Below are 25,622 nucleotides of genomic sequence, written 5' to 3'. Positions count from 1 at the left end.
ATCACTTCTTTCCCAATTCAACGACGTCATATTTCCAGCCGAAGTAGCTGTAGAGAAAATCACCGGACCCTTCTCGGTCGGTTAGCTTCGCTCGGATTTTGAATATAGTGCCGACGGGATAATTGCGGCTCAGGCTCTTTGAACATTCGACATGCATCGTGATCGGAAGACCCTGCCCATGGCGGGGACGAATGTGGACGCCCCCGTGCAGACCAGATGTGCTGTTTGGGCGATAGCTCTCAACCAAAACCCACTGATACGGTTCATTCGACTTCGCCATCCATTTCTCCGCTCAGCCTTTTCAACTCTTCCTTGGCAGCGCGCAACTCGGCATTGATCGCCACGCGCTTGTTGAACTGTCTCTCGCGGCCAAGCCGCGCCTTGATCCGGTCGACCTCGCGGGTCGTGGCCTTTATCGCCTCGGCCACGGCGATCCTTTCCTCCAGCGAAAGCGGCTGCATATCAGTTGCCGCCATGAAAGACGACTGCGGGGCCTCCGCAAAGCCAGCTGTTGCGCCCAGGACCAACCGAGCGGTCTGCGCCTCGACCAACGGTCTGAGGAGATGCTCGTAAAGTGCGCCCATGGTCAATGCTACGGGTAGTGGCGTCCGTGGTCCGTGCTCTGGCAGCCACGCGCTCTCAAAATAGTCGCCCAGCACCCATTTCGTGCCGTCGGCCTCACTTGGCCGCTTATAGGCAGCGGCAAATTTGACCCTGCCGCCATGCGACACTTCGAACAGCAATGGAAACGGGATGGCACGATCAATTGCACGCAGCACGTCAGTGCTGAGGGCTTTTTCCCGTTGCGTGATCCGAAACACCTGGATTTCAGCCACCGACTTCGTCGCGGGCAGATTGATCGTCTCCGGCGCCAGCTTGTGCGACCAGAGGATCTGATCGACCTCCCGCACGAACAGATCCTTGAGCGCGGTGTTTGCGCCCGCATGGTCATAGATCTTGTTCTTGGGGATGACCCGTCCGAAGGCGCTGGCGCGGGGCCAGTCGTAAAGCGTCACGACACGCTCCCGTCGATGCGCTCACCTCCTTCGACAAGCAGGAAGGCGATCAGCTCGAAATCATCCAGACCCTTGATCGTATGCGTCAGTGCGGTCGTGCGGCCACCGCTGAACAGGCTATCGATGTCCTTCTCTTCCTTCACCTCGATCATGGAACGGATCGCCTGGCTCAGCAGATCGGAATAGTGTCCCATCTGGCGGCCATCCTCCGTCCGCTCGTTGAATAGGCGGCAGACATCCGGGATCGGCTCCGCGCGCCCCTTGCAACTGCTGCGGATCAGGTCGAGCAGCCGCTTCACCTCGGTATGGTCTGCAACGATCTCGCCATCGTCATCGATATATACCAGGTAGAAGGGATGGAGCCTGTTCTGCTGGTTGATGTTGACGCTGTGATGCACGTTCTTCAACGCGAAGATGACGCCGGGCCGCAGCCCCACCTCTTCGGCCGCTGGCACGACGGCGTGCATGCCGAACGGCGCCGTCTCCAGATCACCATGTTCTTTCACGTAGTTGAGCAGGTCCATGCGAAAATCGTTCAGGCCAAGGTCGGTGATCGAGATGCCGGCCTTCACGTCCTCGAGCTCGATCACCTCTTCCTGCATCCGCTTGAGCTGTTCCTTGCGGTAGGCGATGTCGCTGGACTTGGCGGTCAGCACGTTGTCGTCACCGGTCGCGGTTACGTCGGCGATCACCATGCGGTTCTCGACGCGTTCCTTGAGATTGATATATTCGTCCAGGGTGATGTCCGGCCAATAGTTCACAAGCTGGATCTGATCATTGGGCGAGCCGATACGATCGATACGGCCAAAGCGCTGGATGATCCGGACGGGGTTCCAGTGGATGTCGTAATTGACCAGGAAATCGCAGTCCTGCAGGTTCTGGCCTTCCGAAATACAGTCTGTGCCGATCAAGATATCCAGTTCGGCTGTCTCATGAGGCAGCACGACCGACTTTTCTTTCGAGCGGGGTGAGAACAGCGTCAGCACGCTCTGGAAGTCGTAGGACTTTTTAAGTGTGGTTTTCGGGGAGCTCGAGCCTGTGACCTGGCCCACATGCAGGCCCAGGCCATGGGCAAATGGCGCCAGATTTTCATAGAGGTAGTTCGCGGTGTCGGCAAAGGCCGTGAAAACAATGACCTTCCGGTTGCCTGGGTTGAGCGGATTCTCGATTTTTTGTTGGAGCAATGAAAGCAGGTGCTGAAGCTTGGCATCGTCTGCCGGCGCCACATTGTCCATCGACGCGATCAAGGCGTCAATCAGGGCAAGATCCCCTCCGAGATCGTGCTTCCAAGACGGCAGGTCCATGTCACCGAGGCTGATCTGCATCTTCTTGCCGACGGTAAACTCGTCGAGCCCGGAAAGGTCATCGTCTTCCGGATCGAAATCGCCCATATCCTCCAGATGGTCGCTAATGCTTTGACCACGCCCGGTTCTCTCATACTCGGCAATGGCATCGAGCGCCCGCGTGATGTTGCCACTCAGAGCGCGCAAGGTCAGGCGGAAGGCCGCGACAGAGCTTTCGAGGCGCTTTAGGAGGTTCGTGGTCATCAGGGCCTGAAGGCTGCGCTCGCGGTCGGCCTGCCGAAGTTTTCCGCGGCCGCCTTCCACCTGGGTATCGTAGATTTCCTCGTACTTACTGAGCCGGCTCGGCAGGATGTAGCTGATCGGGGCGTAGACTGCGAGCTTCAGCACCGACAACTGGCCGAAGATCTCGTTCAGGCCCATTACATCCGGCCGCTGGGTGATCGGGCAGTGGAACGACAGCGGCTTGCGGCGCTGCGGGAATTTGCCGATGTCCTTCGTGTCATAGAAGGTTTCGATATGCTTGCGCGACCGTGCGATAGTCACTGCGTCCAGCAGCTCGAAGAAGTCGAAGTCCAGCGTCCTGAGGATGGTGGCCGCCGTCCGCTCGTCCGGCGGCAGCGCTGACCATTCGTTAAAGGCTTTCTGGGCACGCCGGAAAATCTCCTCGATGCTGGTCTGCGACTTCAAGCTCTTACTGAGTGCCTCTGATTGCCCTTCATAGGCGAGGGCAAGCTGATTGCGCAGATCGTTGAAACGGTTGTTCACCGGGGTTGCCGACAGCATCAGAACCTTGGTCTTCACGCCCGCGCGGATGACCTTGTTCATCAGCTTTTGATAACGGGTCTCACGATCCTTGAAGACATCATTATTGCGGAAATTGTGGGATTCATCGATCACCACGAGATCGTAATTGCCCCAGTTTACCCGGTTCAGCGGAATGCCGAACGACTCACCCGACGTGCGCGACAGATCGGTGTGGCAGAGCACATCGTAATTGAAGCGATCCTTGGCGAAAATATTGGTGGTGAGGTTGCTGTTATAGTTGCGCCAGTTGTCCGCCAGCTTTTTCGGGCAAAGCACCAGCACCGACTTGTTGCGAAGCTCGTAGTATTTAACGACGGCAAGGGCGGTGAAGGTTTTGCCCAGGCCGACGGAGTCCGCGAGGATGCAGCCGTTATAAGTCTCGAGCTTGTTGATGATCCCGGTCGCCGCGTCCCGCTGATAGTTGAACAGCTTGTTCCAGACGATGCTCTCCTGATAGCCGGTCAGATCGTTCGGCAGCACGTCCTCACTGATATCCTCCAGGAACTCGCGGAATATGTTGTAGAGCATCAGGAAGTAGACGCGTTCAGGAGCATTCTCCTGATAAACGGATTCGATGTGGTCGCAGACGGCATTGGTGACGTCCTTCAACTTGTCGGCGTCGTTCCAGATTTGATTAAAGAGCTGGAGATAGACCCCAGCATGGGCCGGCTCATCCATCCGCGTCACAAAATTCGAGACAGCGTTGCCCTTCTGATAGCCGAGATCGACGGCTGTGAACCCGCTTATCGGCATGTAGGCAACGGCAGCTTCGCCATTCGCCACATGAGCAAACGGCTGCATGGCAGCCTGAGTGGCATTGGACTTGAACCGCGCCTTCTTCCGTATCCATTCCGCGCACTCACGGGCGACGGCGCGCTGTGTGAGCTTGTTGCGAAGCTGAATCTCGAACTCGGTGCCGTAAAGGCTGCTTTCGCGGCCAGCCTTGGGGATGAAAAACTCTCGTTTCTCCTTTCTCAGCCGATCCGTCGCCTCTGCCGGTACGAAGGTTGGTGAGGTAAACACGAACTGGAGGCTATCGATTTTGGACAGCTCAGACTTCAGCGCCTCGAAAGCGTAGATAGAGAAGCAAGAGGCCGCCACCTTCAGCCGAGAGCCGCGGATCAGCGTTGTCTTTAAGTCATCGCCGAGCAGTTGAGAGGTGTTGTCAATGATTTTCATATGATGGAAGTCTCACAATCATCCGGTAGACCCAGGTAGCCTTTGCACAACATTCCGCCCACGGCGGATCAAGTGCCCCAACGAAAATACGGCAGCATCTCTGGGTCGTGGGATACACGTTTTATCAACTGAGCCTAATGATCAACCACAAATTGAACTCCCGGGAGACGATCTTAAGGTGCGCCTCTAGAGGAAGCGCAGCCAGCGGCGGCCGGTGACTGCACAGAAGGCGGTGCTATCGGCTTTGCTATGGACGGAGATGCTTCACTTCTAGACCAGGGTAGGAGATTGCGTTGATCAACTCCGTCCGCTGGTCGAGCATACCCTGGGTGAGCATACCGTATCCCCTTGTGACACGGTTGCCGCTAACGTGACCGAAGATAAAATTGAATTGCTCATCTAGGTAGCCCGCACGCCTCAGTGCATCAAAGGCGCCATGGCGAAAGGAATACAGGGAGAGGCCCCTGCCCCTCTTCAGACCAATCTTCTCGAGATACCGGCCAAAATCCCGACTGAAGTCCGAAATCATCTGACCCCGTGAGTTTCGGGTCGCGAAGGGGAAGGCACGGGTACGGCCGGCGCTCCTGATGCCGCTGAGGTAATCCAAGAAACCCAGCCCGATCAGTTCTTGGTGCAGCGGCACGACTCGGCGAGATCCGTCAGTCTTCAGGCTCTTGGTGTCGTCGTCACCGTCTTCTGTAGTTTCGGTGATATCCAATATCCAGACCTCGCTCTCCTGACGAATGTCTGCGAGGGACAGCTGTGCTATTTCCGCTGGGCGAGCGCCAGAGTAGAGCATGACCAAGGGGATCCAAAAGCGATGATCTCGGATCTCAATCGACCCTGGCCTGTTCCAGAAGCGTGGGGATTGGTCACTCTCGCAGCCAGTGAATAGCGGTGAGCGAAAGAGCGAGTTCATTTGCTCCGTCGTGAACGGGAATACCTTTTTTCGCTTGTCCTTCGCCAGAAACATTCCCTCAGTCGGATTGCTTTCGATGTAACCATGCGCAGCAAGCCAGTTGCAGAACGCCGCAAGACTTGAGAGGTAGCGGTTCACCGTGCGGGGGCTTATCACCGGCTTGCCGACCGCCTTGTTGTGCTCAACGATCTGAGTGATCTTCATGCCTTCGAAGGCCTTCGTCTCGGCCGCCTTGACCGGGTAGAGCATTAAGAGTGCCTTCCATTCCCGCACAGCTTTCTTGTCGATCCGCAACACCGGGCACGTTGCGCCTACATGCTGAACGAAGGTGCCAATGTCGCGCCTGGCTTGGGCAATTGTATCTCGCGCGATACTGTTCGGATTCTCGCGGGCATAAGTCTCGAAGAGCTCCATGATCGTTTCCCCTGGCGCAGCGACCTCCCGAGGTTTCGCGACAGCCGGCTTGATGATGGGGTCGGTCGGCACACCCGTGTAGTCGCCAGCGTCACGTTCCAGCGTGCGCTCTATTGCTTGGATCTCCGCTCGGATCATGATGGAGCCCAGCTCGCGAAAATCTGCCGAGGCATCATCGATCACCAGGCGATGGCGTTCAATGAACTTACGGACTGCGCCCTCGATCAACCTGTACTCGCCATTGGGAAGGTCACGCTTTAGAGCTGCTAGGCGGCGGGAGCGAAGGTTCGCGTCGTCGTCTCGTGCACGCTTCATCAACTCGAGATCGGCGTAGCCATTGATCATGCCAATCATGTCACCAGAGTGGATCTCCCCAAGGTCGATGCGGCGCCACACGCGATCTACCTCCTCTTCCATAGCCAAGGACGTGGGCATGGTCCGGCGTTTTTCAGCATCATCCAGAAGTTTTGCGTCATAGTGCTCCCAGACTGCGACTGCCTTGTCTTCCGCGGTTATGTGCCGCCTGGAGCGGATCTCCTCGAACAGCACCTCCCATTTCTGCAGTTCAGGATAGAGTCTTTGCTTGGCGACGGTCTCGTCCTTTGTTCGTAGCGATATCTTCTTGTCCTCGCTCTGAAAGTGGGATCTCAGATCGGCTGGGAAATAGATGCGCGCATAGTAGGTGCCGTCGCGACGGATGAGGTTGGAACGTCTGGCCATTATGTAGAGCTCTCGGAACAGGCTACCGGAACAGTAAACCGGAACACCCCTAGACGAGATACCTCATAGAATGCAATATGTTGAGGAAGAACAAAGCACTGGATAACGTTGGATTATGTTCCAGGTTCCCCAGCCAATTCTCCTGAAAAGCCCTTAATTCCTTGATTTTCCAGTCGTGCCGGATCCCGTTTTGGCGTCATTGGCGACCTGATGCCCAGAACTGTAGCCCACAGGTGATGCCCACGACGCTGACGCGCCGTAGCCGAACCTTCGGGCGAGAAAAGCGCATTCGGCACTATGAACGGGCATCTTTTTAGGCTGCGCGGCACCTCAGCCCGCCGCCCCCAGCATCATTGCCGCTGATAATTCGGCTGGGCCAAGCAAGCGGGCTCTCTCACAGACCAGCGGTTCTCGATCAGACGAGTAGACGATAGCTGTCGAACAGCATTTTTGCGGACGTCACGGTGAGGAAAACGCCAAACAGCAGACGGAGGGTGCGCGGCTCTATGGAATGGGCCTTGCGCGCGCCAAGCGGAGCAAACCACATGCTGGTCAGGGCAATCGCGGCGAAGCCGGCAACATTGACGTATCCGAGAGAGAACACCGGCAGCCCCGGCAGGCCCCAGCCGCTGATGATATAGCCGATCGTTCCGGGAACCGCGATGATGAGCCCGACCACAGACGCGGTGCCGACAGCCCGGCGGACCGGATAGCTGCAGAGGCTCAGCGTCGGCACCGTCAGGGTGCCGCCGCCAATGCCCATGAGCGTGGAGATGGTGCCGATGGTCGTGGCCATGGCCGCCTGCCCCGGCCGCCCGGGCAGCCCCTTGACCGGATGCCATCCCTCGCGCGTGAAAAGCATGTAAAGCGCGACGGTCGCAGCCACGATGCCGAAAACGGCGGTGAGCAGAGATGCCGGCGCGTAGGCTGCAACGACAACGCCAAGGATGACGCCCATCGCCACGAACGGCCCCCAGAGCTTCAACAGTTGATCGTCGACGGCACCTTTTGCCCGGTGGGCGCGGATCGACTGGATCGACGTTGGTATGATGGTCGCCAGCGACGTCCCGACTGCAATGTGAGCACGCAGGGCCATGTCGACGTCAAAGGCTGCCAGCACGTGGTACAACACCGGCACCACGACGATCCCGCCGCCGACCCCCAGCAGCCCGGCCAGAAACCCCGAGACACAGCCGACGAGACCGAGGACGAGAGCAAACGAAGTCAGCAGCATGAGCGATGCAGGCATGACGGTTCCCAGAGCATGAGGTAAAGGATAAGTGCCCGGAGCGGGCCGGAATTGGGGAGACAGGGTGAGCCGGAGCTACCCTGTCTCGTTATTGCTGCGGCGCTGCCCGGTCAGGCGACGCGGAAGGAGATATCGTCCACGCCGGCCACATGCCCGACCATCTCGTCGCCCCTGACGACGGCGCCAACGCCGGCCGGAGTTCCCGCGAAGATCAGATCGCCGGCCTTCAGTTCGAACAGGCGCGACAGGTAGGAAATCATCTCCGGCACCTTCCAGATCATCTGGTTGAGATCGCCGCTCTGCCGCATCTCGCCGTTGACCTTCAGCCAGACTTCGCCCTCCGTCGGATGGCCGATCTTCGAGACCGGATGCAGCGGGCCGCAGGGTGCGGAGGCTTCGAAGGCCTTGCCGGTTTCCCATGGGCGGCCTGCCTTCTTCGCCTCTCCCTGCAGGTCGCGGCGGGTCATGTCGAGGCCGACGGCATAGCCGTAGACGCAGTCGAGCGCCTCTTCGAGCGGGATATCGGTGCCTCCCTTCTGAAGGGCGACCACCAGTTCGATCTCGTGATGAACGTCTTTGGACTCACTCGGATAGGGGAAGTCCTGGCCCATCGGAACGATCGTGTCCGGGTTCTTCTGGAAGAAGAAGGGCGGCTCCTTGTTCGGGTCGTGCCCCATCTCGATCGCATGGTCGGCAAAGTTGCGGCCGACGCAATAGATGCGGTGGATCGGAAACAGCGCCTCGCTGCCCGCGACGGCAAGCGTCGGTACCGGCGCTGGCTTGAAGACGTAGTTCGTGAGTTGCGGCATTTCGTTCATTATCGCGCTCCTGCGTAGTATTCGATGCGTTTTTCGAAGTGTTCCACTCCCGCGGACAGCAGCATCGCCGCCACGAAGAGAAGCATGGTAAGGGCCCAGAAGCGTTCCATGTCGAAGCTGCGGGAGTAAAGCTCGAAGAGCTCGCCGTAGCCGATCACGGAAACCAGAATCTGCCCGATGACAACGCCCTTCACGCCGCGGATCAATCCGATCCGGATGCCTGCCAGGATCTCGGGCAAGGCGGAGAGAAGGATGATCTTGGTGAAGATCGTCCAGCGCGAAGCGCCGTAGCTGCGCCCCATCTCGACGAGTGATGCCGGGACCTGCATGACGCCTGCTCGTGCGTCGAGCACGATGATCCAGACCGCGAACAGGAAGACGGTGACGAAGACCGTCGTTTCCCCAAGACCGAAGAGGATCATGAGAACCGGGACCAGCGCCGAGAGAGGGGCGCTGACGAACATGTTCACCCAGAGGCCGAAGATGTTGTCGATGACCTTGACCCGCCCCATCAGGACGCCCAGCGGAACGCCCACGGAGATGGCGAACGCCATGCCATAGGCGAAGGACCGCAGCGTGATGATCGAGGCACTCTGCCACGATGCGGTCTGCACGAGTTCGACACCCGCCATGAAGATCGAACTAATCGGTGGAATCAGGAACATCAGTTCAAACTGCCCGACGATCTCCCAGACGAGCAGCCAGAAGATCAGCGACGTCATCATGGGTATGCGTATACCGAAAAGGGTCATGGCGTATCACTCCGCATACTGGCGCAGCCCCTGCCAGATTTCCTCGACGACATCGAGGTATCCGGCATCGCGACGAATGTCATCAGGGGTGGCGGAGCGGTCGATCATCGGGTCGATGATCTGCGAGATCCGGCCCGGCCGCGGCGACAGGAGGACAATGCGGTCAGAGACATAGACCGCCTCCTCGATGGAGTGGGTAACGAAGATGAAGGTCTTCTTCTCCTGCTCCACGAGTTGCAACAGGTCTTCCTGGAACTTGCGGCGGTTCTGCTCATCGACCGCAGAGAACGGCTCGTCCAGCAGAAGCACGTCGGCATTGACGGCGAAGGCGCGCGCAATCCCGACCCGCTGGCGCATTCCGCCGGACAGTTCGTGCGGATATTTCTCCTCGAAACCGGCCAAGCCGACCTGTTCGATATAGCGACGGGCGATGCGGGTCCGCTCGGCGGTCGCCATTCCCTTGAGCTCGAGGCCGAAGGCAACGTTGCGAAGGACCGTCGCCCAGGGCATCAAGGCGCGGTCCTGGAAGACAAAGGCCCGCTCGGGACCCGGCCCGGTGACGACGCGGCCATTGACAATGATCTCCCCGGAGGTGGCCGGCACCAGGCCGGCGATGATCTTGAGAAGCGTCGTCTTTCCGCAACCGGAGGGACCGAGGAGCGTGGTCAGCTTGCCGCGCTCGAACTCGAGGTTGATGCCACGAAGCGCTTCGATGTCGCCGTAGTCCTTGCAGATGTCGCGCACCTGAACCACGGCGTCGCTGGTGGTGAGCGGATTGATGCCGCTGCTGCGGACCAAGGCGGGATTTGCCATTTTACTTTCTCCTCTTTTCCGGACGCAGCAGATGCGTTTCGATGTACTGCAGGCCCGCGAGCGTCAGCGTCGAGACCGCGATGATCGAGGCGACGGCCGCGTACATGTGCGCATAATTGGCGACGGAGCGATGGTAGGTAATGAGATCGCCGATGCCGGTCGGCGTAATCAGCAGTTCGGCCAGCATCACCCCGATGAAGCCGGCGGCAATTCCCAGCCGGAGACCGGCAAACAACACCGGCGACGCGTCCGGAATGATGATCTTGAAGATCTGCTGCACGCGGTTGCCCTGGAAGGAGCGGCACATGTCGACCAGTGACGGATTGACGTGCCGGACGGCCTTGTAGGAGTTCAGCACGATGACCGGCAGCGCCAGCATGATGACCGCCAGCGTCTTAGCGGTCAGCCCGATGCCGTAGACGAAGGTCACGAGCGGCACGAGCGCGGCCATCGGCGCGGCCTGCAGAACGATGAAGACCGGCGCCAGCAGCCATTCCGCCTTTTCGGACAGGCCCATGGCGACACCAAGCGCAATGCCGACGGCGGCAGACACGATCACTCCCAGCATCAGCGGCTGCAGCGTCAGGAAATAAGCCTTGAGCATGCTGCCGTCGGCCACCATTTCGCCGAGCGCGAGGATGGTTTCGCTGAAGGTGGGAAATGCAAAGCTGATCGGGATGCGCCCGGCAACTTCCCAGGCGAGAAACAAGATGGCAAGCGACAGGACGATCCAGAATGACCGTCGCTCGTCGGCGAAGATACGGATAGCTTGGGCTCTGGTGACCGGAGCCTCTTTCGAGGCTCCGATTCCGTTGTCAAGCTTGGCAGGAGACACGGACATCTGCATCTTACTTCGTGCCGATCTTGGCCGTGACCTTGTCGAGAGCCGTCAGGTCCCAGAAGTCTTCGACCTTCAAGTCAGCCGGCTCTCCTTCGAGGGCGCCGGAGACCGTGTAGAAGTCGAAATCGTCACGGGCCGCGGCTTCGCCGCCGCCGTTTACGGGCATGACGGCAGCCGCCTCGGTAAAGTAGGGCTCGATGTCGGCCACCATGTCAGGCGTGGCGTCCGGCAAAAGCTTGTACTTGTCGCGAAGCGCGATCACAGCCTTCGGATCGGCGGCAACTTCCCGCCAGGTCGTGAGAATGGCCTCGACAAGGATCTCGACGTCCGCGGCGTTTGCTGACAGATAGTCGGTGTTGGCAAACAGCGCCTCGTCGGTGGCGGCAACTTCGCCCAGCGGCAGGAAGGCGAACTTGCCTGGCGCCTTGTCCTCCAGAACACGCTTGCCGGACGAGTCCACGATCGTTGCCTTGACGTTGCCCTGCAGGAGCGCGCCGGTGCGGACTTCGGCGCCCGGGACATAGGAAATGCCGGAGTACTCGATGTCGTTCTTGTCGGCCATCAGCTGCATGATGGCTTCCGTCCCGGAGCCGCGGGAGTGGACTGCAATCTCCTGGCCGTCCAGGTCCTTCCACTCCTTGTAGAACTCGGTGTTGACCACCGGATAGAACTGCAGCGTGCTCAGCTGCATGAAGATGCGGATCGGCGCCTTGACCTTCTGCAGCAGGGCGTAGGGTGCACCGACACCGATATCGGCCTGGCCGCTGACCACCGCCTGGGCGGCAATGTCCTCGCTCTTCAGGAAGGTCATCTGCACGTCGACGCCCTTCTCCTTGGCGCGCTCGAGGGCGGCCAGGAGATGCAGGGACTCGACGGTGGCGATATCTCCGAATGCGACCCGCATCGGATCCGCCGACGCCACTCCCGGCGCGGCGACGGCAAGGCAAAAGGCGACAGCGGACACCGAAGCCCGAATGTTTCTGGCTAACTGGTTCATGATTGCTCCTCCCAAAGATCGGTCCTCCCCAGAACCCAATCTGAAACCAATCAGATATTAATCAGAGATAGTGTCAACTAATTTTTAACCTCTGGCCGCAGCGATAGACATGGAAGGAGGCGTTTTCACTCAGGGCGAATTATATAAAAATTAATTTTATCAGCACAATAGCATCTTTCGTCCGATCCTGAATTTTTCAGCCGCTCACGTTGACATTGCCCCATCAGCCCCGTAAATATCTAAACCAATTCGAAATTGGTTTTACTCATGGATCAAGACATACACCTCGACGCGCTCGGCAAGCTCCGGCAATTCCTCGCCGACAACGAGTTCCCGGAGGATGGCCGACTGCCGCCGGAGAGAGAGCTGGCCCAATCGCTCGACGTTGGGCGTGCCGTTCTGCGCAAGGCGCTTGCCACCCTGCAGGCCGAAGGCGCGGTCTGGCGGCATGTCGGGAAAGGCACATTCGCCGGCGACCGGCCGATCGACACCGTGGCCGACATCAATGCCATGGTCCAGCGCACCAACCCCCTGGAGGTCATGGGTGCGCGTATCGCCTTCGAACCGGAGGTTGCACGATGCGCCGCGCTGAATGCCACCGGAAGCCAGATCGCCGATATCCGCAACTGCATGACCAAGGCGCAGCAGGCGCCGACATGGAGGCAGTACGAGCAGTGGGACAACCGGCTGCATCGCACGATCGCGGAAGCGTCGCAGAACTCCCTTCTCATCGGCCTGCTGGACACGTTGAATGCCGTGCGCCGTGCCGTCACCTGGGGCAGGTTGCGCCAGACGCCCGTACGCCCGCCGGTGGACCATCACAGCTTCGCCGAACATGAACGCATCGTGGAAGCGATTGCCGAGCGGGACGGCGCCGGCGCCGCCGACAGCATGCGCCGTCACCTACGCAGTGTCGAAAGCCATATGCGCGACCTGCGGTAGTCAAGCAGGCGGCGGGGCCCGCTGTCATTGGGAGAAAGACAAGACATGCGCAAAATCAAGGTCGCCAATCCGCCTGCGCTTCGCTGTCGGAGAACAGGCCCGGCCGCAAGTTCATTACCGAAGAGATTTGCGCTAGGCGGATTATAGGGTACCCTCCTATCCTATGAGTCACATGATCAGAGACAAGGCCCGGCTGCTGGCACGGGTAAGACGGCTGAAAGGCCAGATAGAGGCAATCGAACGTTCGCTGGAAGACGAAGCCCCGTGCGCGGAGACACTCAATCTTGTCGCCTCCGTCCGCGGCGCCGTCACCGGCCTCACCGCGGAGCTGATCGAGGAGCACATCCAGGAGCATGTCGCCGGCCCGGAACAGGATGCGGCGGCGCGTCAGCAGGGAGCCGTGGAACTGATCGAAGTCATCCGGAGATATCTGAAGTGAGCCCCGCCCCCTCCCGCTTTGCCAATCCGCACCAGCACGTCTTCCTGGGCAGTGCCCATGACCGCAACGAGCGCCGCACCTGGCTGGTGATCGTCATCACGGCGACCATGATGGTGGTCGAGATCGTCGCCGGCACCTGGTTTGGTTCCATGGCCCTGGTCGCTGACGGCTGGCACATGTCCACTCATGCGGCCGCCATGCTGATTGCCGCGCTCGCCTATCGCTATGCCCGCAAGAACGCGCACAATCCCCGTTTCACCTTCGGCACCGGCAAGCTCGGCGATCTCGCGGGCTTTGCCAGCGCCATCGTACTGGGCCTCATCGCGCTTCTGATTGGCTGGGAAAGCCTGCAGCGGTTCTACGCCCCCGTCGCGATCGATTTCAGCCAGGCGATCGTCGTCGCCGTCCTCGGCCTTGGCGTGAACCTCGTCTGTGCCTGGCTGCTGCGCGAGGATCATTCCCACGGCGATCATCACCACGGGCATCACCACGGGCATCACCATGGGCATCACCACGGGCACCACCATCACGACCATCATGATCATGAACACGCCCATGCGAGAGACAACAATCTGCGGGCCGCCTATCTTCATGTCCTGGCGGATGCGCTGACGTCGATCCTCGCCATCTTCGCCCTTGTGCTCGGCAGCCTCTACGGCTGGAACTGGATGGATCCGGCCATGGGCATCGTCGGCGGGATTGTGATTGCCCGCTGGTCATGGGGTCTGATCACCCATACCGGCGCCGTGCTGCTGGACTATGTTCCCGCAGGCGAGGACCTGCCCGACGAGATCCGCGACGCGCTTGAAACCGAGAGCGATCGCATCACCGACCTGCATGTCTGGCAGCTCGGACCAGGGCATCACGGGGCGATTGTCTCGCTATCGTCGGTTGCACCACAGCCGCCCGCCGCCTACCGCGAGAAGCTTGCCCACATTCACGACCTCTCGCACCTCACCATCGAGGTGGAGCAGGCTACTTCTTGAGCCGAGCCTACACGCCGGAGACGCTCCTCGTCCAAAAGCCCGTGCGGCGGGATGGCCTGGACCCTGCGCAGAGCCAAAACGTCGTCATGGGGATTTCAGGGCCGCAATGAGCGCCCGAAGTGCCGGCGGCGACTGCCGGCGGCTCGGATGATACAGGTGGAAGCCGGGAAAGGTCGGACACCAGTCCGCCAGGACCTGAACCAGCGCACCCGATGCGATCTCGTCGGCGACGTCGTGCTCCATGATGTATCCGAGACCCGCGCCGGCACGGACTGCGGCCGCCGGCAAATCGCCGTCATTGGCGACCAGCGGCCCGGTCGTGTGGATCTTGATTTCCTTGCCGGATTTCTCGAACTCCCAGGGCAGAAGCCCGCCCGAGGTCGTCAGGCGATAACCGATGCAGGCATGGCGGTCGAGATCATAGGGCGTGAGAGGCGGCGGATAGCGCATGAAGTAGCCCGGCGTTCCGACGACAACGGTGCGCAAGTCCGGCCCGAGCCTGACGGCGATCATATCCCTGGCCACGGCCTCTCCCAGCCGGATGCCGGCGTCGAAGCCGGCAGCCACGATGTCCGTCAGTCCGTCCTCGATGTTCACCTCCACGCGAATGTCGGGGTGGGCAAGGAGAAAGGCCGGCAGTTTCGGGAGCAGGACCATTCGGGCCGCATAGGCGAAGGTGGTGATCCGCACGGTGCCCGCAGGATTGTCGCGCCATTCCGACAAGGCTTCCAGTCCGTGTTCAATCTGCGAAAGCGCCGGGCTGAGAGACTGCAACAGCCGTTCCCCCGCATCGGTTGGTGCGACGCTGCGCGTCGTGCGTGCCAGCAGCCGCACACCAAGCCGCTCTTCCAGACCGCGCATGGCATGACTGAGGGCCGACGGAGACATGCCCAGCATGGCGGCCGCACGGGTGAAGCTCCTCTCACGGGCCACGGTCGCAAAAGCCAGAAGATCGTTGAGCCTGCTTCTCTCCATTGCTGCATCCTGCTCACAAGTTCATGCGGCCGGCAACGGCTAATCGGCGGGATGCGCAGCGCGTATCTTCAAGACCGCAACGAAGGAGAAGGCGAATGAACCTCACCAGCTATCGCACATTGGGCAAGTCCGGCCTGATCGTTAGCCCACTGGCGCTCGGCACCATGACGTTTGGCGCAGGCCGCTGGGGCGCCAGCGAACAGACGTCCCGAGCCCTCTACGACGCCTATATCGAGGCTGGCGGCAACTTCATCGACACGGCCGATATCTACTCCGGCGGCGAGAGCGAAATCATGCTGGGCCGCTTCCTCACGGAGAGCCATCGCCGTGATCATCTTGTCGTCGCAACGAAATCCGGCTTCTCGCGCGCCCAGGGCACGCCGCTGTGGGGCGGCAATGGCGCCAAGAACATCCGCCTGGCGATCGAGGCATCGTTGAAACGCCTGCAGACGGACTACCTCGACATGTATTGGGTCCACATCTGGGACCGCACAACGCCCGCAGAGGAAGTGCTGCAGAGCCTCGTCGACGCAGTTCGCTCCGGGAAGATCCTGCACTACGGCTTCTCCAACACCCCCGCCTGGTACGTCGCCAAGATCGCGACCCTGGCGCAAGCGCATGGGTTGCCCCAGCCGATCGGATTGCAATATGCCTACTCGCTGATCGATCGCGGCGTCGAGCTCGATCTCCTTCCCGCGGGCCAGGAGCTGGGTCTTGGCCTCGTGCCATGGAGTCCGCTTGCCGCCGGCATGCTCACAGGCAAGTACGGCCGCGACAAGCTCGCGGATGCCTCTCGTGCCAGTGCTATGCCTGACCGTGGGTCGGAGGTCAGCGAGAGCGGCAGCGAGGGTCGGTTGAACGGCGACAATCCGTTCGGCGGCATGCTGTTCACCGAGCGCAACTTCGATGTGGTCGATGTTCTCAAGGCAGTCGCATCGGATGTCGGCCGCACGCCCGCGGAAGTCGCCTTGAAATGGGTGGTCGAACGGCCAGTCGTCTCCTCCGTGCTGATCGGCGCCAGCCGGCTGGAGCAATTGAGCCAGAACATAGCGTCGCTGGATGTGGAACTCACGACCGAGCAGCTATCCCGCCTGGAGGAGGCAACCGCCCTGCCGCTGCTCAACCCCTACTTCATTTTCCAGTTGCCGACCGAACAGCTGTTTGGCGGGCAGACAGTGCGCCGCTGGTAACGCGCAAGGCGGAACCAGCAGAGCCGGTGGCAGCGTACGCGCGCAAGCGGTGGAGCGAGCGACATGGGAAGGCCGAGCGCGACAACCTGAGAAGCAGCCCGGTCCCCGCCTTGTGAGCGGGCGTGCATATTCTCTTCAATTTCCCATGCAATTTTCGAAAAATCCCGTATTTCCTTGTCTTCTGCCGGTCTTGGTGATCAGTGGGTGCTGAAGCCCGAAGCGAAGTAATCTGCGGTTCGGAGCATACCCAGCAGGAGACGAAGAATGATCAGGTTTGAAAAGAAGCCAGAGACCGAGTCCGTGCAGAAAGCGGATGTTCAATCCTCATCCAAGAAAACCAAGGACCGGACACCCGAGCTGGCTCTGGAAAAGCCAGCGACATCCGCCAAGGGCGGCAAGGGTTCTGCGCCTGCAAAGGCAGACTGAGGCCCAATTCGTTTCATCCGTCGGCTTTTCGTGGCAGCCATACGGCCCGCGGCAAGTGGCGTCTGCTTGATCGGCTGCCTCCCTTGGGCTTCCGCATCCGGCTATCAGCACTGAGGGCTTTCCCCGCCAGCATTGAAGGAAGCCCTCCGCGCCTCTACATCCAGCCCGATAGATATGGGCCAGTTATCCTGCGTATCAGTGGGGTTTCGCTGCGGATGCATGGAGAATGCCTGGATGACGGCCAAGATGGCGCTACTGCTGGTCAACCCGAACTCGAGACGCGGGAGGGCCAGTCTTCCGAAGGTGCGGAGCCTTCTGGAGCAGGCCAAGATCCGCTACATCGAGCGCCCTGCGGACACCACGGAAACCACGTCCGAGGCGATCGTCAACCGCGCGCAGGAGATCGATTGCGTGATCGTCGGCGGCGGGGACGGCAGTTTGAACGCCGCGGCTGCCGGACTGCTGCAGACGAAGCTGCCGCTGGGGGTTCTGCCCCTGGGCACTGCCAATGATTTTGCCCGCACGGTTGGACTGCCGCTGGACCTGGAGGCAGCCATCGGCGTGATCGCCAGGGGAAAGACAGCCCCGATCGACCTCGGCATGGCCAACGAGCACCCTTTCTTCAACGTCGCGAGCATCGGCTTCAGCGCCGATCTGGCGATGTCGCTCACCGAAGAGGCGAAAAAGCGCTGGGGGAAGCTGGGTTACGCCATCGTTGCGGCGCGGCTGCTCGCGGGCTCGCGCCTGTTTACCGCGGAACTGGAGCATGACGGACGAACGGAGGAACTGCGGACGTTTCAGGTGGCCGTCGGCAATGGTCGGTTCTACGGGGGCGGCATGGCGGTTCACGCGGATGCCACCGCGCAGGACGGCATGCTGGACTTCTACAGCCTGGAGGTGGACCACTGGTGGAAGCTGCTGACGCTGCTGCCGAGCCTGCGCAAGGGCACACAGGGCAGTTGGAACGACGTCCGGGCGTTCTCGACCAAGGACCTGATCATCCGCACCAGCAAGGCTCGCGCCGTAAACCTGGACGGCGAGCTGAAGACCGAGACACCCGTGCATTTCTCGATCATCGAGAAGGCCATCCCTGTTTTCGTACCCTGACCTCCCGTCAGATGCGAAGCGGATGTCGCCCACGCCGGCGAAATGGCGGACCATCCGATCACCCGGCTGAGGCCCGACACCTCGCGCGTGCGACATCGTCCCCCACCTCACGGCATCAGATCGATGCTTCATGCTTGAATTTGTGCAGCGCAGCATTATCTCCCGCTCTCAGGATGTCAGCAGGCTTTCCTGTTCAACCAAGGGCCCGCATCATGCGATCCATATCCGATACCATTGAGAGGCTCGCGCGCGCGCGCGCTGCCGCAGCAAGCATGACAACCACGTCAGGCCGGCTGGAGCCACTGGTCGTCACCGGCGACAATCCCGGACAGTTGACGGGGTGGCATCTGGTTCCCGCAACTTCAGGGACGCCGTCCGCGCTCGTCGTGGTGCTGCATGGCTGCACTCAGACGGCAGCCGCCTATGATGCGGGTTCCGGATGGTCCCAACTCGCCGAAGACTACGGTTTTGCCGTTCTCTATCCAGAGCAATCGCCCCAGAACAATGCAAACCGCTGCTTCAACTGGTTCAAGGACGAGGACATGACGCGTGATCGCGGCGAATTGCTGTCGATCCGCCAGATGATCGACGTGATGGTCTCGGAGCACAGCATCGATCCCAAACGGATCTATGTGACGGGCCTCTCGGCCGGCGGGGCCATGGCGAATGCCTTGCTTGCTACCTACCCCGAGGTCTTTGCCGGTGGGGCGGTGATTGCGGGCCTGCCCTTTGGCGCAGCCTCCACGGTACCGCAGGCCTTCGACCGCATGCGTGGCCATGGTCTACCCTCGCCTTCCGCCCTTCGGGAGCTGCTGGATGCCGCTTCGCCGCACGAGGGTCCGTGGCCGACCGTGTCTGTCTGGCATGGCACCGGAGACAGGACGGTCAGCGAGGACAATGCGCTGGCGATCATCGAGCAGTGGCGTGGTGTGCATGCGCTGACCGACAAGCCGAGCAAGACCGATGTGGTCGACGGACACACCCGCGACACCTGGACGGATGCGTCCGGACGGGACGCGATCGAGTTCTACAGGATCAATGGCATGGCGCATGGCACTCCGCTCGACGCGTCCAGCGGATACGGCAAGGCCGGTCCCCACATGCTGGATGCCGGTATTTCGTCCACGGTCCATATCGCTCGAAGCTGGGGCCTCGCGGCATCGTTCGAGCGCAAGCAGCCGATCGAGGATGCCGGCGCTTCAGCGACCAGACCGACTGCAGAACCGGCCACCGGCGACCTCGCCGGGCAGATCCAGAACACTATCGAAGCCGCCTTACGGGCAGCCGGCGTTCTGCGCTGACGCCGGTCGACGCTTTTATGGATGGCTAGTGAAGCCGCTTCTGATCAGGGCGCGCAAGCCCTGCTGCGACGAGGTTGATGCCTTGCTGGAGCAGAAGTTCGGCCGACTTCAGATCTCGCGTCGCCAGTTCGGTCGCATTGCCCCGGATGGCTGAAGCCAGATTCTGGGAATTGGCGGCAGACAGGGCATCCCCGTTCTCGTGCGCTTCATCGGCCGTGCCTTCCAGCGCGGTGACGACGAAGTCGATCAGCTCCCGCCGCTCGCTGACAGTCATCTCGGCCAGTGTCTTGGCTGCTTCCATGAGAAAATCTCCCTGGTTTGCGCCGGCAGCTGCAGGCGTCAGGTGTCGTTGTTGATTTTCGATTGATGCGGAGGCCATGGGCCTCGTCTTATGCTGGGAGATAGGGCTGCGAGGGCATTCTAGCAAGGTGATGTCACCGCCGTTGCACACAACTGTCATGAACAGTGGCTAGAACCGCTCTTGCCGCTGGCTGCTCTGCCGGCAGCTCGGACTTCCCTCGGCCGGGACAATTTCGCATGCAGATTGTGTTCTTTGGCATTGGTTACGTCGGCCTTGTTCAGGCGGCCGTTTTTGCAGAGGCCGGCTATACGGTCATGTGCGTCGATATCGATGCGCAGAAGGTTGCCGATCTGAAGGCTGGCAAGATCCCGATCTACGAGCCGGGGCTGGAAGCCCTGGTGCGCGACAACGTGAAGGCCGGCCACCTGCTGTTCACCTCCAATCCCATGGAAGGCGTCGCCTTTTCGCCGCTGCAGTTCATCGCGGTCGGCACGCCGCCCGACGAGGACGGATCCGCAGACCTTCGCCATGTGCTGACCGTCGCTCGCAGCATTGCACGTCATATGGACGAGGCGAAGACCGTGGTGATCAAGTCGACGGTGCCCGTCGGGACGGCCGACAAGGTGCGTGCGGCCATGGCGGCGGAGCTGCGGGACCGCGGCCGTCCGGATCCCGGCTTCGATGTTGCCTCCAATCCCGAGTTTTTGAAGGAGGGCTCGGCGGTTGCCGACTGCACCAAGCCCGACCGCATCATCATCGGGACCGACAACCTGCGTACCGAGCAGCAGTTGCGGGAGCTTTACGCCCCCTTCAACCGCAACCATGAGAAAATCATCGCCATGGACGTGCGCAGCGCCGAGCTGACCAAATACGCGGCAAACTGCATGCTTGCCACCAAGATCAGCTTCATGAACGAGTTGGCCAACCTCGCCGACCGCTTCGGGGCAGATATCGAGAAGGTCCGCATCGGCATCGGCGCCGATCCACGCATCGGCTACCACTTCATCTACCCCGGCATCGGCTATGGCGGCTCCTGCTTCCCCAAGGACGTGCGCGCCACCATCCGCACGGCCGAAGCGGATGGGTTCGATCCATTGCTGCTGAAGGCGGTGGAAGCCCGCAACGAGGAGCAGAAAAGCTTCCTGTTCGGCAAGATCCTCCACCATTTCGGTGGTGACCTTCGCGGCCGGACGTTTGCGATGTGGGGGCTCGCGTTCAAGCCCAAGACGGACGACATGCGCGATGCGCCGTCACGGGTCTTGATGGAGGCTATTTGGCAGGCCGGCGCCCGGGTGCAGGCTTTCGACCCGGCCGCCATGGACGAGTGTCGCCGGATCTACGGTGAGCGGCCGGACCTGTTGCTCTGCGAGGGCAAGGAGGCCACGCTTGCCGGCGCCGACGCGCTCATCGTCGTGACGGAATGGAAGCAGTTTCAGGCACCCGATTTCCTGGCCATCCGGTCTGCACTGCGCTCGCCGGTGATCTTCGATGGCCGCAACATCTATGATCCCGCCATCGGAGAGCGATACGGGCTGGAGATCCATTCGGTGGGGCGCCGCCGCCCCTCGCCGCTGATCCAGGAGATGGAACGCCCCGCCGCCGAGTGACGAAGCGCTCCGCCAGGGAACCTAGCGGTCCTCCTTCTCCTCGTCGGCCGCCAAAAGTGCCACCAGTTCTGCCACACGGCCACCCGGCAGCGGCCTTCCGTCATTGATCAGCGCCTCGTCGCTGTTGGTCCAGGCCCAGGCTTCCGCCAGTTCCTGCTCATTGGCGCCGATATTGACGATGTCGGCGGCAAGGGTGTCATCGACAGGTCCCAGCACGCGTCTGATCTCGTCTCTCGTGATCGTCATGGCTGCCTCCTCTCGTCTGCAAGACGTCAGAGGTATATGGGCGAGACTTACGCCGCTTCCAGCCCCGGCGACTTTGGGCTGCGTTCCCTCCCCTCTAGCCGCCGTCCACCGGCACCAGGGGAGCGGCTTCGCCTGCGCTCGACATTATCTCCCCAAGTCTGGAGACCGCATCGGCCAGCGCCTGACGCTCGTCCGCCGGGAGCTTGGCGAAGCGGTCGAGGAAGACGTCGCCCATTGGATCGGGCGCCTGCGCCATCAGGGCGGCGCCCGTCTCCGTCAGCCGGGTATGCACGATCCGCCGGTCGCTGCCGGAGCGGTAGCGCTGGATCAGGCCGCGTTCCTCGAGGTTGTCGAGAATGGTTACAACGGTGGCCGCGCTGATGTCGGCGTAGACGGAGAGTGCACCGGACGTCACCTCCCCCAGTTCCGCAATGCCCTTCATCAGCACCAGCTGAGCGGCGGTCAGGCCGCACCGCTTGGACAGTGCCCGCGACTGCAAATCATGCGCGCGGACGATGCGTCGGACAGCTTTCTCAATGGTTCTGGTGTGTGACGCCTGAAACTTTTTCCCGTCAATCCCGTTTCCGCCGATGCTCATAGACTTGACCTGTTTCATTTGAACTCTAATTATTAGAGATATAACTGTTACGCAAACAATCAATAGCATAAGGAGCGAGCGGAACCGTGTGTGGAATTTGTGGTGAGATACGCTTCGACGGCGGCCAGCCTTCGCCCCTCGTACAGGCGAGGATGATGGACGCCATTGCGCCCCGCGGTCCGGATGGCTCGGGGCTGGTGATCCACGGCAACGCGGCGCTCGGGCACAGGCGACTCTCGATCATCGACCTCTCGGAAAAAGCGCGACAGCCCATGGTGGACGCCGAGCTCGGACTGACCATCGCGTTCAACGGCTGCATCTACAATTATCCGGAGCTGCGCAAGGATCTCGAGGCGAAAGGCTACCGCTTCTTCTCGCATGGCGACACGGAGGTCATCCTCAAAGCGTGGCATGCGTGGGGAACAGAGTGCGTCAAGCGCTTCCACGGCATGTTCGCCTTCGTCATCCACGAGCGCGACAGCGGCCGGGTGGTGATGGCGCGCGACCGGTTCGGCATCAAGCCGCTCTACTTCGCCCGCAACGGCAAGTCGATGCGCTTTGCCTCCTTCCTGCCTGCGCTGTTGAAGAGCGGCGACATCGACACCTCGATCAACAAGACGGCGCTGCACCACTACATGACGTTCCACGCTGTCGTGCCGCCGCCGCACACGATGGTGAACGGCATCCAGAAGCTGCCGCCGGCGACCATCCGCGTCATCGAGCGCGACGGGCGCGAAGAGGACACTCTCTACTGGAGCCCGCCTTACGAGCGCGATCCGTCGATGGCCAAGCTTTCCTCGCAGGACTGGCGTGACCTGGTGCTGGACGCCCTGCGGACGGCCGTGAAGCGGCGCATGGTCGCCGACGTGCCGGTCGGCGTGCTTCTCTCCGGCGGGGTCGATTCCAGCCTGATCGTCGGCCTGCTCGCCGAGATGGGCCAGAAGGACCTGATGACCTTCTCCGTCGGCTTTGAGGCCGCCAATGGCGAGAAGGGCGACGAGTTCGTCTATTCCGACCTGGTCGCCAAACATTTCGGGACGGATCACCACCAGATCTTCGTGCCCTCCGAACGGCTGATGGGCGCCCTCCCCGGCGTCTTCGAAGCGATGTCGGAGCCAATGGTCTCCTACGACAATGCCGGCTTCTATCTGCTGTCGCAGGAGGTGTCGAAGCACATCCGCGTCGTTCAGTCCGGCCAAGGCGCCGACGAGGTCTTCGCCGGCTATCACTGGTATCCGCCGCTCGCCAGTTCCACCGACGTGGCAGCAGACTACGCCAAGGTCTTCTTCGACCGGTCGCACGAGAAGCTCGGACAGCACCTGAACCCGGACTGGATGACGGACGAGGACGTGAGCTTCAACTATGTCGCCAACCACCTGCGCGGCCCCCACGCCGATACGCCAGTAGACGCGGCACTGCGCCTCGACAGCCAGGTGATGCTGGTCGACGATCCGGTCAAGCGCGTCGACAACATGACGATGGCCTGGGGCCTGGAGGCGCGCGTGCCTTTCCTCGACCACGAACTGGTCGAGCTGGCCGCAAAGATCCCGCCGGAAGAGAAGCTGCGCGAAGGCGGCAAGGGCGTGCTGAAGGATGCCGCGCGTCTGGTCGTCCCCTCCGAAGTCATCGACCGGAAGAAGGGTTATTTCCCGGTTCCGCAGCTGAAGTACGTCGACGGCCCCTATCTGGATATGGTGCGCGATGCCCTAACTTCGAAGGCGGCAAAGGAGCGGGGTATCTTCCGGGATGACTACCTGCAGCAGCTTTTCGCCAACCCTGCCGACCACATCACGCCGCTCCGCGGCTCGGAGCTCTGGCAGGTCGGCCTTCTCGAAATGTGGCTGCAGACCCACGGGGTGTAAGCAGGATGGGGAAGACGATGACAGACGACAAGGCCGGGCGCTTCCGTTCCGCAAAATCGGTGGCCCATCGCCTCAAGCAGCGGGTCGACTACTCCAGTCACGGCCAGCACTCCCAGGCGCCTGACATGGAGGTGGCTGTGGAGGCATCGCAGGTGGATTGCGGCTGGGGCCGCCTTCTGTTCGCGCAGACTTTCAAGAACCCGACACAGCTGGTTTCGGCACTGCGGGAAGAGGCTCCGGAGCACCGCGATATCGCAGTCTACGTGGGCGATCCGCATGTCCTTCTTGCGGCGGCCCCGCAGGAACTGTTCCTCGATCCGTCCCACACGTTCCGCCTGGATCTGGCGACCTATCGCAGCAGCCGCAAGCAACCCCGCGGCTTCTTCGTTCGGCGCCTGTCGTCGGAAACCGATGCCGATGCGGTCAACCGCATCTATACCGCACGCGGGATGGTGCCGGTGCGCCCGGACTTCTTCTGGTCCAACCGCGACAATCGCTCGATTACCTACCTCGTGGCGGAAGACGAGAGCACCGGGGAGATCATCGGAACCGTGACCGGCATCGACCACCGGCGGGCTTTCAACGACCCCGAACGCGGCTCCTCGCTGTGGTGCCTGGCCGTCGACCCGCAGGCGCGCCACGCCGGGATCGGCGAGGCGCTGGTGCGGCGGCTTGCCGAGCATTTCAAGGCTCGTGGCGCCGCATGCATGGATCTCTCGGTCCTGCACGACAACGAGCAGGCAATCGCGCTTTATGAGAAGCTGCAGTTTCGGCGCATACCTGCCTTTGCCGTGAAGCGGAAGAATTCGATCAACGAAAGACTCTATGCCCGCCCGCTGGAGGCCTATGATGTTCTCAACCCTTATGCCCGGCTGATCGTCGACGAGGCGCGGCGGCGCGGCGTCCATGTGGAGATCACCGACGGCGAAGGCGGCTTCTTCCGATTGTCGCAAGGTGGCCGTTCGGTCCACTGCCGCGAGAGCCTGTCGGAGCTTACCTCGGGCGTTGCGATGTCCATCTGCGACGACAAGGCGGTCACCCGGCGCGTCGTCGAGCGCGCCGGCCTCTCCGTGCCGGAGCAGATCAATGCGACCGACGATGACGCGCAGCTCACGGAATTTCTGGAGCGGCACGGACGCGTGGTGGTCAAGCCCGCGCGCGGCGAACAGGGCCGCGCCGTGGCCGTCGGTCTCGACACCCTGGAGTCCGTCAAACGGGCAATCGCGGAGGCCAGGGAGGTCTGCGACCGCGTGCTCATCGAATCCTGTTTCGAAGGCGAAGACCTGCGGCTTGTGGTGATCGACTTCAAGCTCGTCGCAGCCGCTGTGCGCCGTCCGCCCAGCGTGATCGGTGACGGCCAGCAGACCGTTCAACGATTGATCGAAGCCCAGTCACGGCGCCGGGCTGCCGCCACCGGCGGCGAGAGCCGGATCCCGGTCGACGCCGAAACCGAGCGCTGCCTGAAGCTGAACGACCTTGCTCTGGACAGCGTGCTCGACAAGGGTCAGGAAGTGGTGGTGCGCAAGGCTGCCAACCTCCATACAGGCGGCTCTATCCATGACGTGACCGAGATTGTTCATCCGCGACTGGTGGAAGCTGCGGTCACCGCCGCACGCGCCATCAATATCCCGGTCGTCGGGATCGACTTCATGGTCCGGTCGCCGACAGATCCGGATTACGTCTTCATCGAAGCCAACGAGCGTCCTGGGCTTGCCAATCACGAGCCGCAGCCAACCGCCGAACGCTTTCTCGACCTGCTGTTCCCGCACTCCGGGCACCGGGCAGCCAGCGTCGCACTGGGAAAAATGTAGACCGC

General features: G+C 61.4%; 24 protein-coding genes. 10 read left to right on the top strand and 14 right to left on the bottom strand.

From position 1 onward, the window contains the following. Window position 1 precedes the first annotated feature (1 nt). The 10 genes from M1E10_RS11555 to M1E10_RS11510 all read right to left on the bottom strand — a co-directional run bounded on the left by M1E10_RS11555 (window position 2) and on the right by M1E10_RS11510 (window position 11,826). Window positions 2-280, bottom strand: coding sequence for a hypothetical protein (locus M1E10_RS11555; RefSeq protein ID WP_499176494.1), 279 nt, complete (start codon window positions 278-280; stop codon window positions 2-4). Next, the gene (locus M1E10_RS11550; protein ID WP_499176493.1) at window positions 264-1,016 is read right to left on the bottom strand and encodes a DUF4391 domain-containing protein; all 753 of its coding nucleotides are present in this window, start codon (window positions 1,014-1,016) and stop codon (window positions 264-266) included. The genes M1E10_RS11555 and M1E10_RS11550 overlap by 17 nt, the downstream gene beginning before the upstream one ends. Further along, window positions 1,013-4,303 carry a helicase-related protein gene (locus tag M1E10_RS11545; RefSeq protein ID WP_499176492.1) on the bottom strand — a complete coding sequence of 1,097 codons (3,291 nt, stop codon included), beginning with the start codon at window positions 4,301-4,303 and terminating at the stop codon, window positions 1,013-1,015. The genes M1E10_RS11550 and M1E10_RS11545 overlap by 4 nt, the downstream gene beginning before the upstream one ends. Window positions 4,304-4,550: 247 nt before the next feature. Beyond that, window positions 4,551-6,356 (bottom strand): DUF6538 domain-containing protein, encoded by a 1,806-nt coding sequence (locus M1E10_RS11540; protein ID WP_499176491.1) that lies wholly within the window; start codon window positions 6,354-6,356, stop codon window positions 4,551-4,553. Window positions 6,357-6,771: 415 nt separating this feature from the next. Then, entirely contained in the window at window positions 6,772-7,605 is an 834-nt protein-coding gene (locus tag M1E10_RS11535; protein ID WP_499176490.1) for a sulfite exporter TauE/SafE family protein, read from the bottom strand. A 110-nt stretch (window positions 7,606-7,715) separates the two neighbouring features. After that, window positions 7,716-8,423, bottom strand: coding sequence for a fumarylacetoacetate hydrolase family protein (locus tag M1E10_RS11530; RefSeq protein WP_499176489.1), 708 nt, complete (start codon window positions 8,421-8,423; stop codon window positions 7,716-7,718). Continuing rightward, entirely contained in the window at window positions 8,423-9,175 is a 753-nt protein-coding gene (locus M1E10_RS11525) for an ABC transporter permease (protein WP_499176487.1), read from the bottom strand. The genes M1E10_RS11530 and M1E10_RS11525 overlap by 1 nt, the downstream gene beginning before the upstream one ends. A gap of 6 nt (window positions 9,176-9,181) precedes the next feature. Continuing rightward, window positions 9,182-9,988 carry an ABC transporter ATP-binding protein gene (locus M1E10_RS11520; protein WP_499176486.1) on the bottom strand — a complete coding sequence of 269 codons (807 nt, stop codon included), beginning with the start codon at window positions 9,986-9,988 and terminating at the stop codon, window positions 9,182-9,184. 1 nt (window position 9,989) lies between these two features. After that, on the bottom strand, window positions 9,990-10,829 hold the full coding sequence (locus tag M1E10_RS11515) for an ABC transporter permease (RefSeq protein ID WP_499176485.1): 840 nt from the start codon (window positions 10,827-10,829) through the stop codon (window positions 9,990-9,992). A 7-nt stretch (window positions 10,830-10,836) separates the two neighbouring features. Then, window positions 10,837-11,826 carry an ABC transporter substrate-binding protein gene (locus M1E10_RS11510; protein WP_499176484.1) on the bottom strand — a complete coding sequence of 330 codons (990 nt, stop codon included), beginning with the start codon at window positions 11,824-11,826 and terminating at the stop codon, window positions 10,837-10,839. Window positions 11,827-12,093: 267 nt separating this feature from the next. On the opposite strand from M1E10_RS11510, the gene M1E10_RS11505 reads away from it, so the two are divergent. From M1E10_RS11505 to dmeF, 3 genes are all read left to right on the top strand, one after another. Further along, window positions 12,094-12,768, top strand: a complete 675-nt coding sequence (locus tag M1E10_RS11505) for a FadR/GntR family transcriptional regulator (protein ID WP_499176483.1) — start codon at window positions 12,094-12,096, stop codon at window positions 12,766-12,768. Between the two features lie 163 nt (window positions 12,769-12,931). After that, window positions 12,932-13,207 carry a metal/formaldehyde-sensitive transcriptional repressor gene (locus M1E10_RS11500; protein WP_499176482.1) on the top strand — a complete coding sequence of 92 codons (276 nt, stop codon included), beginning with the start codon at window positions 12,932-12,934 and terminating at the stop codon, window positions 13,205-13,207. Then, complete coding sequence (gene dmeF, locus M1E10_RS11495; RefSeq protein ID WP_499177155.1) at window positions 13,195-14,193, top strand: cation diffusion facilitator family transporter; 999 nt, start codon at window positions 13,195-13,197, stop codon at window positions 14,191-14,193. Before M1E10_RS11500 ends, dmeF begins: the two co-directional genes overlap by 13 nt. An 84-nt stretch (window positions 14,194-14,277) precedes the next feature. Here dmeF and M1E10_RS11490 read toward each other — a convergent pair whose 3' ends face one another. After that, on the bottom strand, window positions 14,278-15,168 hold the full coding sequence (locus tag M1E10_RS11490) for a LysR family transcriptional regulator (protein ID WP_499176481.1): 891 nt from the start codon (window positions 15,166-15,168) through the stop codon (window positions 14,278-14,280). A 95-nt stretch (window positions 15,169-15,263) separates the two neighbouring features. Here M1E10_RS11490 and M1E10_RS11485 point away from each other — a divergent pair, with 95 nt between their 5' ends. The 4 genes from M1E10_RS11485 (at window position 15,264) to M1E10_RS11470 (ending at window position 19,192) form a co-directional block, all read left to right on the top strand. Then, complete coding sequence (locus M1E10_RS11485) at window positions 15,264-16,358, top strand: aldo/keto reductase (RefSeq protein ID WP_499176480.1); 1,095 nt, start codon at window positions 15,264-15,266, stop codon at window positions 16,356-16,358. A gap of 264 nt (window positions 16,359-16,622) precedes the next feature. Next, window positions 16,623-16,784, top strand: a complete 162-nt coding sequence (locus tag M1E10_RS11480; protein WP_499176479.1) for a hypothetical protein — start codon at window positions 16,623-16,625, stop codon at window positions 16,782-16,784. Between the two features lie 234 nt (window positions 16,785-17,018). Continuing rightward, window positions 17,019-17,891: a lipid kinase gene (locus M1E10_RS11475; RefSeq protein ID WP_499176478.1), complete on the top strand. Its 873-nt coding sequence runs from the start codon at window positions 17,019-17,021 to the stop codon at window positions 17,889-17,891. Window positions 17,892-18,103: 212 nt separating this feature from the next. Next, window positions 18,104-19,192 (top strand): CE1 family esterase, encoded by a 1,089-nt coding sequence (locus M1E10_RS11470; protein WP_499176477.1) that lies wholly within the window; start codon window positions 18,104-18,106, stop codon window positions 19,190-19,192. 25 nt (window positions 19,193-19,217) lie between these two features. On the opposite strand, the gene M1E10_RS11465 is transcribed toward M1E10_RS11470, so the two are convergent. Beyond that, window positions 19,218-19,493: a hypothetical protein gene (locus M1E10_RS11465; protein ID WP_499176476.1), complete on the bottom strand. Its 276-nt coding sequence runs from the start codon at window positions 19,491-19,493 to the stop codon at window positions 19,218-19,220. 236 nt (window positions 19,494-19,729) lie between these two features. On the opposite strand from M1E10_RS11465, the gene M1E10_RS11460 reads away from it, so the two are divergent. Continuing rightward, window positions 19,730-21,100 carry a UDP-glucose dehydrogenase family protein gene (locus M1E10_RS11460; protein ID WP_499176475.1) on the top strand — a complete coding sequence of 457 codons (1,371 nt, stop codon included), beginning with the start codon at window positions 19,730-19,732 and terminating at the stop codon, window positions 21,098-21,100. Window positions 21,101-21,121: 21 nt separating this feature from the next. Here M1E10_RS11460 and M1E10_RS11455 read toward each other — a convergent pair whose 3' ends face one another. Then, window positions 21,122-21,346 (bottom strand): hypothetical protein, encoded by a 225-nt coding sequence (locus tag M1E10_RS11455; protein ID WP_499176474.1) that lies wholly within the window; start codon window positions 21,344-21,346, stop codon window positions 21,122-21,124. Between the two features lie 94 nt (window positions 21,347-21,440). Beyond that, complete coding sequence (locus tag M1E10_RS11450) at window positions 21,441-21,944, bottom strand: MarR family winged helix-turn-helix transcriptional regulator (protein WP_499176473.1); 504 nt, start codon at window positions 21,942-21,944, stop codon at window positions 21,441-21,443. A gap of 86 nt (window positions 21,945-22,030) precedes the next feature. Between M1E10_RS11450 and M1E10_RS11445 the strand changes: the two genes are divergently transcribed. Both M1E10_RS11445 and ngg read left to right on the top strand, forming a co-directional pair. Then, window positions 22,031-23,806, top strand: a complete 1,776-nt coding sequence (locus M1E10_RS11445; RefSeq protein WP_499176472.1) for an asparagine synthase family amidotransferase — start codon at window positions 22,031-22,033, stop codon at window positions 23,804-23,806. A 17-nt stretch (window positions 23,807-23,823) separates the two neighbouring features. Next, window positions 23,824-25,617 carry an N-acetylglutaminylglutamine synthetase gene (gene ngg / locus M1E10_RS11440; protein WP_499176471.1) on the top strand — a complete coding sequence of 598 codons (1,794 nt, stop codon included), beginning with the start codon at window positions 23,824-23,826 and terminating at the stop codon, window positions 25,615-25,617. The last annotated feature ends 5 nt before the right edge of the window (window positions 25,618-25,622 follow it).

This window comes from Rhizobium sp. PK7-22 (assembly GCF_056530405.1).
The sequence above is the reverse complement of the archived record's forward strand: the minus strand, read 5'-3'. Positions and strand labels throughout refer to the sequence as shown.

What these genes read in the sequence shown, in the direction of transcription:
- M1E10_RS11555 (WP_499176494.1), bottom strand. Translation starts at nt 280, where the DNA reads ATGGCGAAGTCGAATGAACCGTATCAGTGGGTTTTGGTTGAGAGCTAT.
- M1E10_RS11545 (WP_499176492.1), bottom strand. Translation starts at nt 4,303, where the DNA reads ATGAAAATCATTGACAACACCTCTCAACTGCTCGGCGATGACTTAAAG.
- M1E10_RS11540 (WP_499176491.1), bottom strand. Translation starts at nt 6,356, where the DNA reads ATGGCCAGACGTTCCAACCTCATCCGTCGCGACGGCACCTACTATGCG.
- M1E10_RS11535 (WP_499176490.1), bottom strand. Translation starts at nt 7,605, where the DNA reads ATGCCTGCATCGCTCATGCTGCTGACTTCGTTTGCTCTCGTCCTCGGT.
- M1E10_RS11530 (WP_499176489.1), bottom strand. Translation starts at nt 8,423, where the DNA reads ATGAACGAAATGCCGCAACTCACGAACTACGTCTTCAAGCCAGCGCCG.
- M1E10_RS11525 (WP_499176487.1), bottom strand. Translation starts at nt 9,175, where the DNA reads ATGACCCTTTTCGGTATACGCATACCCATGATGACGTCGCTGATCTTC.
- M1E10_RS11520 (WP_499176486.1), bottom strand. Translation starts at nt 9,988, where the DNA reads ATGGCAAATCCCGCCTTGGTCCGCAGCAGCGGCATCAATCCGCTCACC.
- M1E10_RS11515 (WP_499176485.1), bottom strand. Translation starts at nt 10,829, where the DNA reads ATGTCCGTGTCTCCTGCCAAGCTTGACAACGGAATCGGAGCCTCGAAA.
- M1E10_RS11510 (WP_499176484.1), bottom strand. Translation starts at nt 11,826, where the DNA reads ATGAACCAGTTAGCCAGAAACATTCGGGCTTCGGTGTCCGCTGTCGCC.
- M1E10_RS11505 (WP_499176483.1), top strand. Translation starts at nt 12,094, where the DNA reads ATGGATCAAGACATACACCTCGACGCGCTCGGCAAGCTCCGGCAATTC.
- M1E10_RS11500 (WP_499176482.1), top strand. Translation starts at nt 12,932, where the DNA reads ATGAGTCACATGATCAGAGACAAGGCCCGGCTGCTGGCACGGGTAAGA.
- M1E10_RS11490 (WP_499176481.1), bottom strand. Translation starts at nt 15,168, where the DNA reads ATGGAGAGAAGCAGGCTCAACGATCTTCTGGCTTTTGCGACCGTGGCC.
- M1E10_RS11485 (WP_499176480.1), top strand. Translation starts at nt 15,264, where the DNA reads ATGAACCTCACCAGCTATCGCACATTGGGCAAGTCCGGCCTGATCGTT.
- M1E10_RS11480 (WP_499176479.1), top strand. Translation starts at nt 16,623, where the DNA reads ATGATCAGGTTTGAAAAGAAGCCAGAGACCGAGTCCGTGCAGAAAGCG.
- M1E10_RS11475 (WP_499176478.1), top strand. Translation starts at nt 17,019, where the DNA reads ATGACGGCCAAGATGGCGCTACTGCTGGTCAACCCGAACTCGAGACGC.
- M1E10_RS11470 (WP_499176477.1), top strand. Translation starts at nt 18,104, where the DNA reads ATGCGATCCATATCCGATACCATTGAGAGGCTCGCGCGCGCGCGCGCT.
- M1E10_RS11465 (WP_499176476.1), bottom strand. Translation starts at nt 19,493, where the DNA reads ATGGAAGCAGCCAAGACACTGGCCGAGATGACTGTCAGCGAGCGGCGG.
- M1E10_RS11460 (WP_499176475.1), top strand. Translation starts at nt 19,730, where the DNA reads ATGCAGATTGTGTTCTTTGGCATTGGTTACGTCGGCCTTGTTCAGGCG.
- M1E10_RS11455 (WP_499176474.1), bottom strand. Translation starts at nt 21,346, where the DNA reads ATGACGATCACGAGAGACGAGATCAGACGCGTGCTGGGACCTGTCGAT.
- M1E10_RS11450 (WP_499176473.1), bottom strand. Translation starts at nt 21,944, where the DNA reads ATGAGCATCGGCGGAAACGGGATTGACGGGAAAAAGTTTCAGGCGTCA.
- ngg (WP_499176471.1), top strand. Translation starts at nt 23,824, where the DNA reads ATGACAGACGACAAGGCCGGGCGCTTCCGTTCCGCAAAATCGGTGGCC.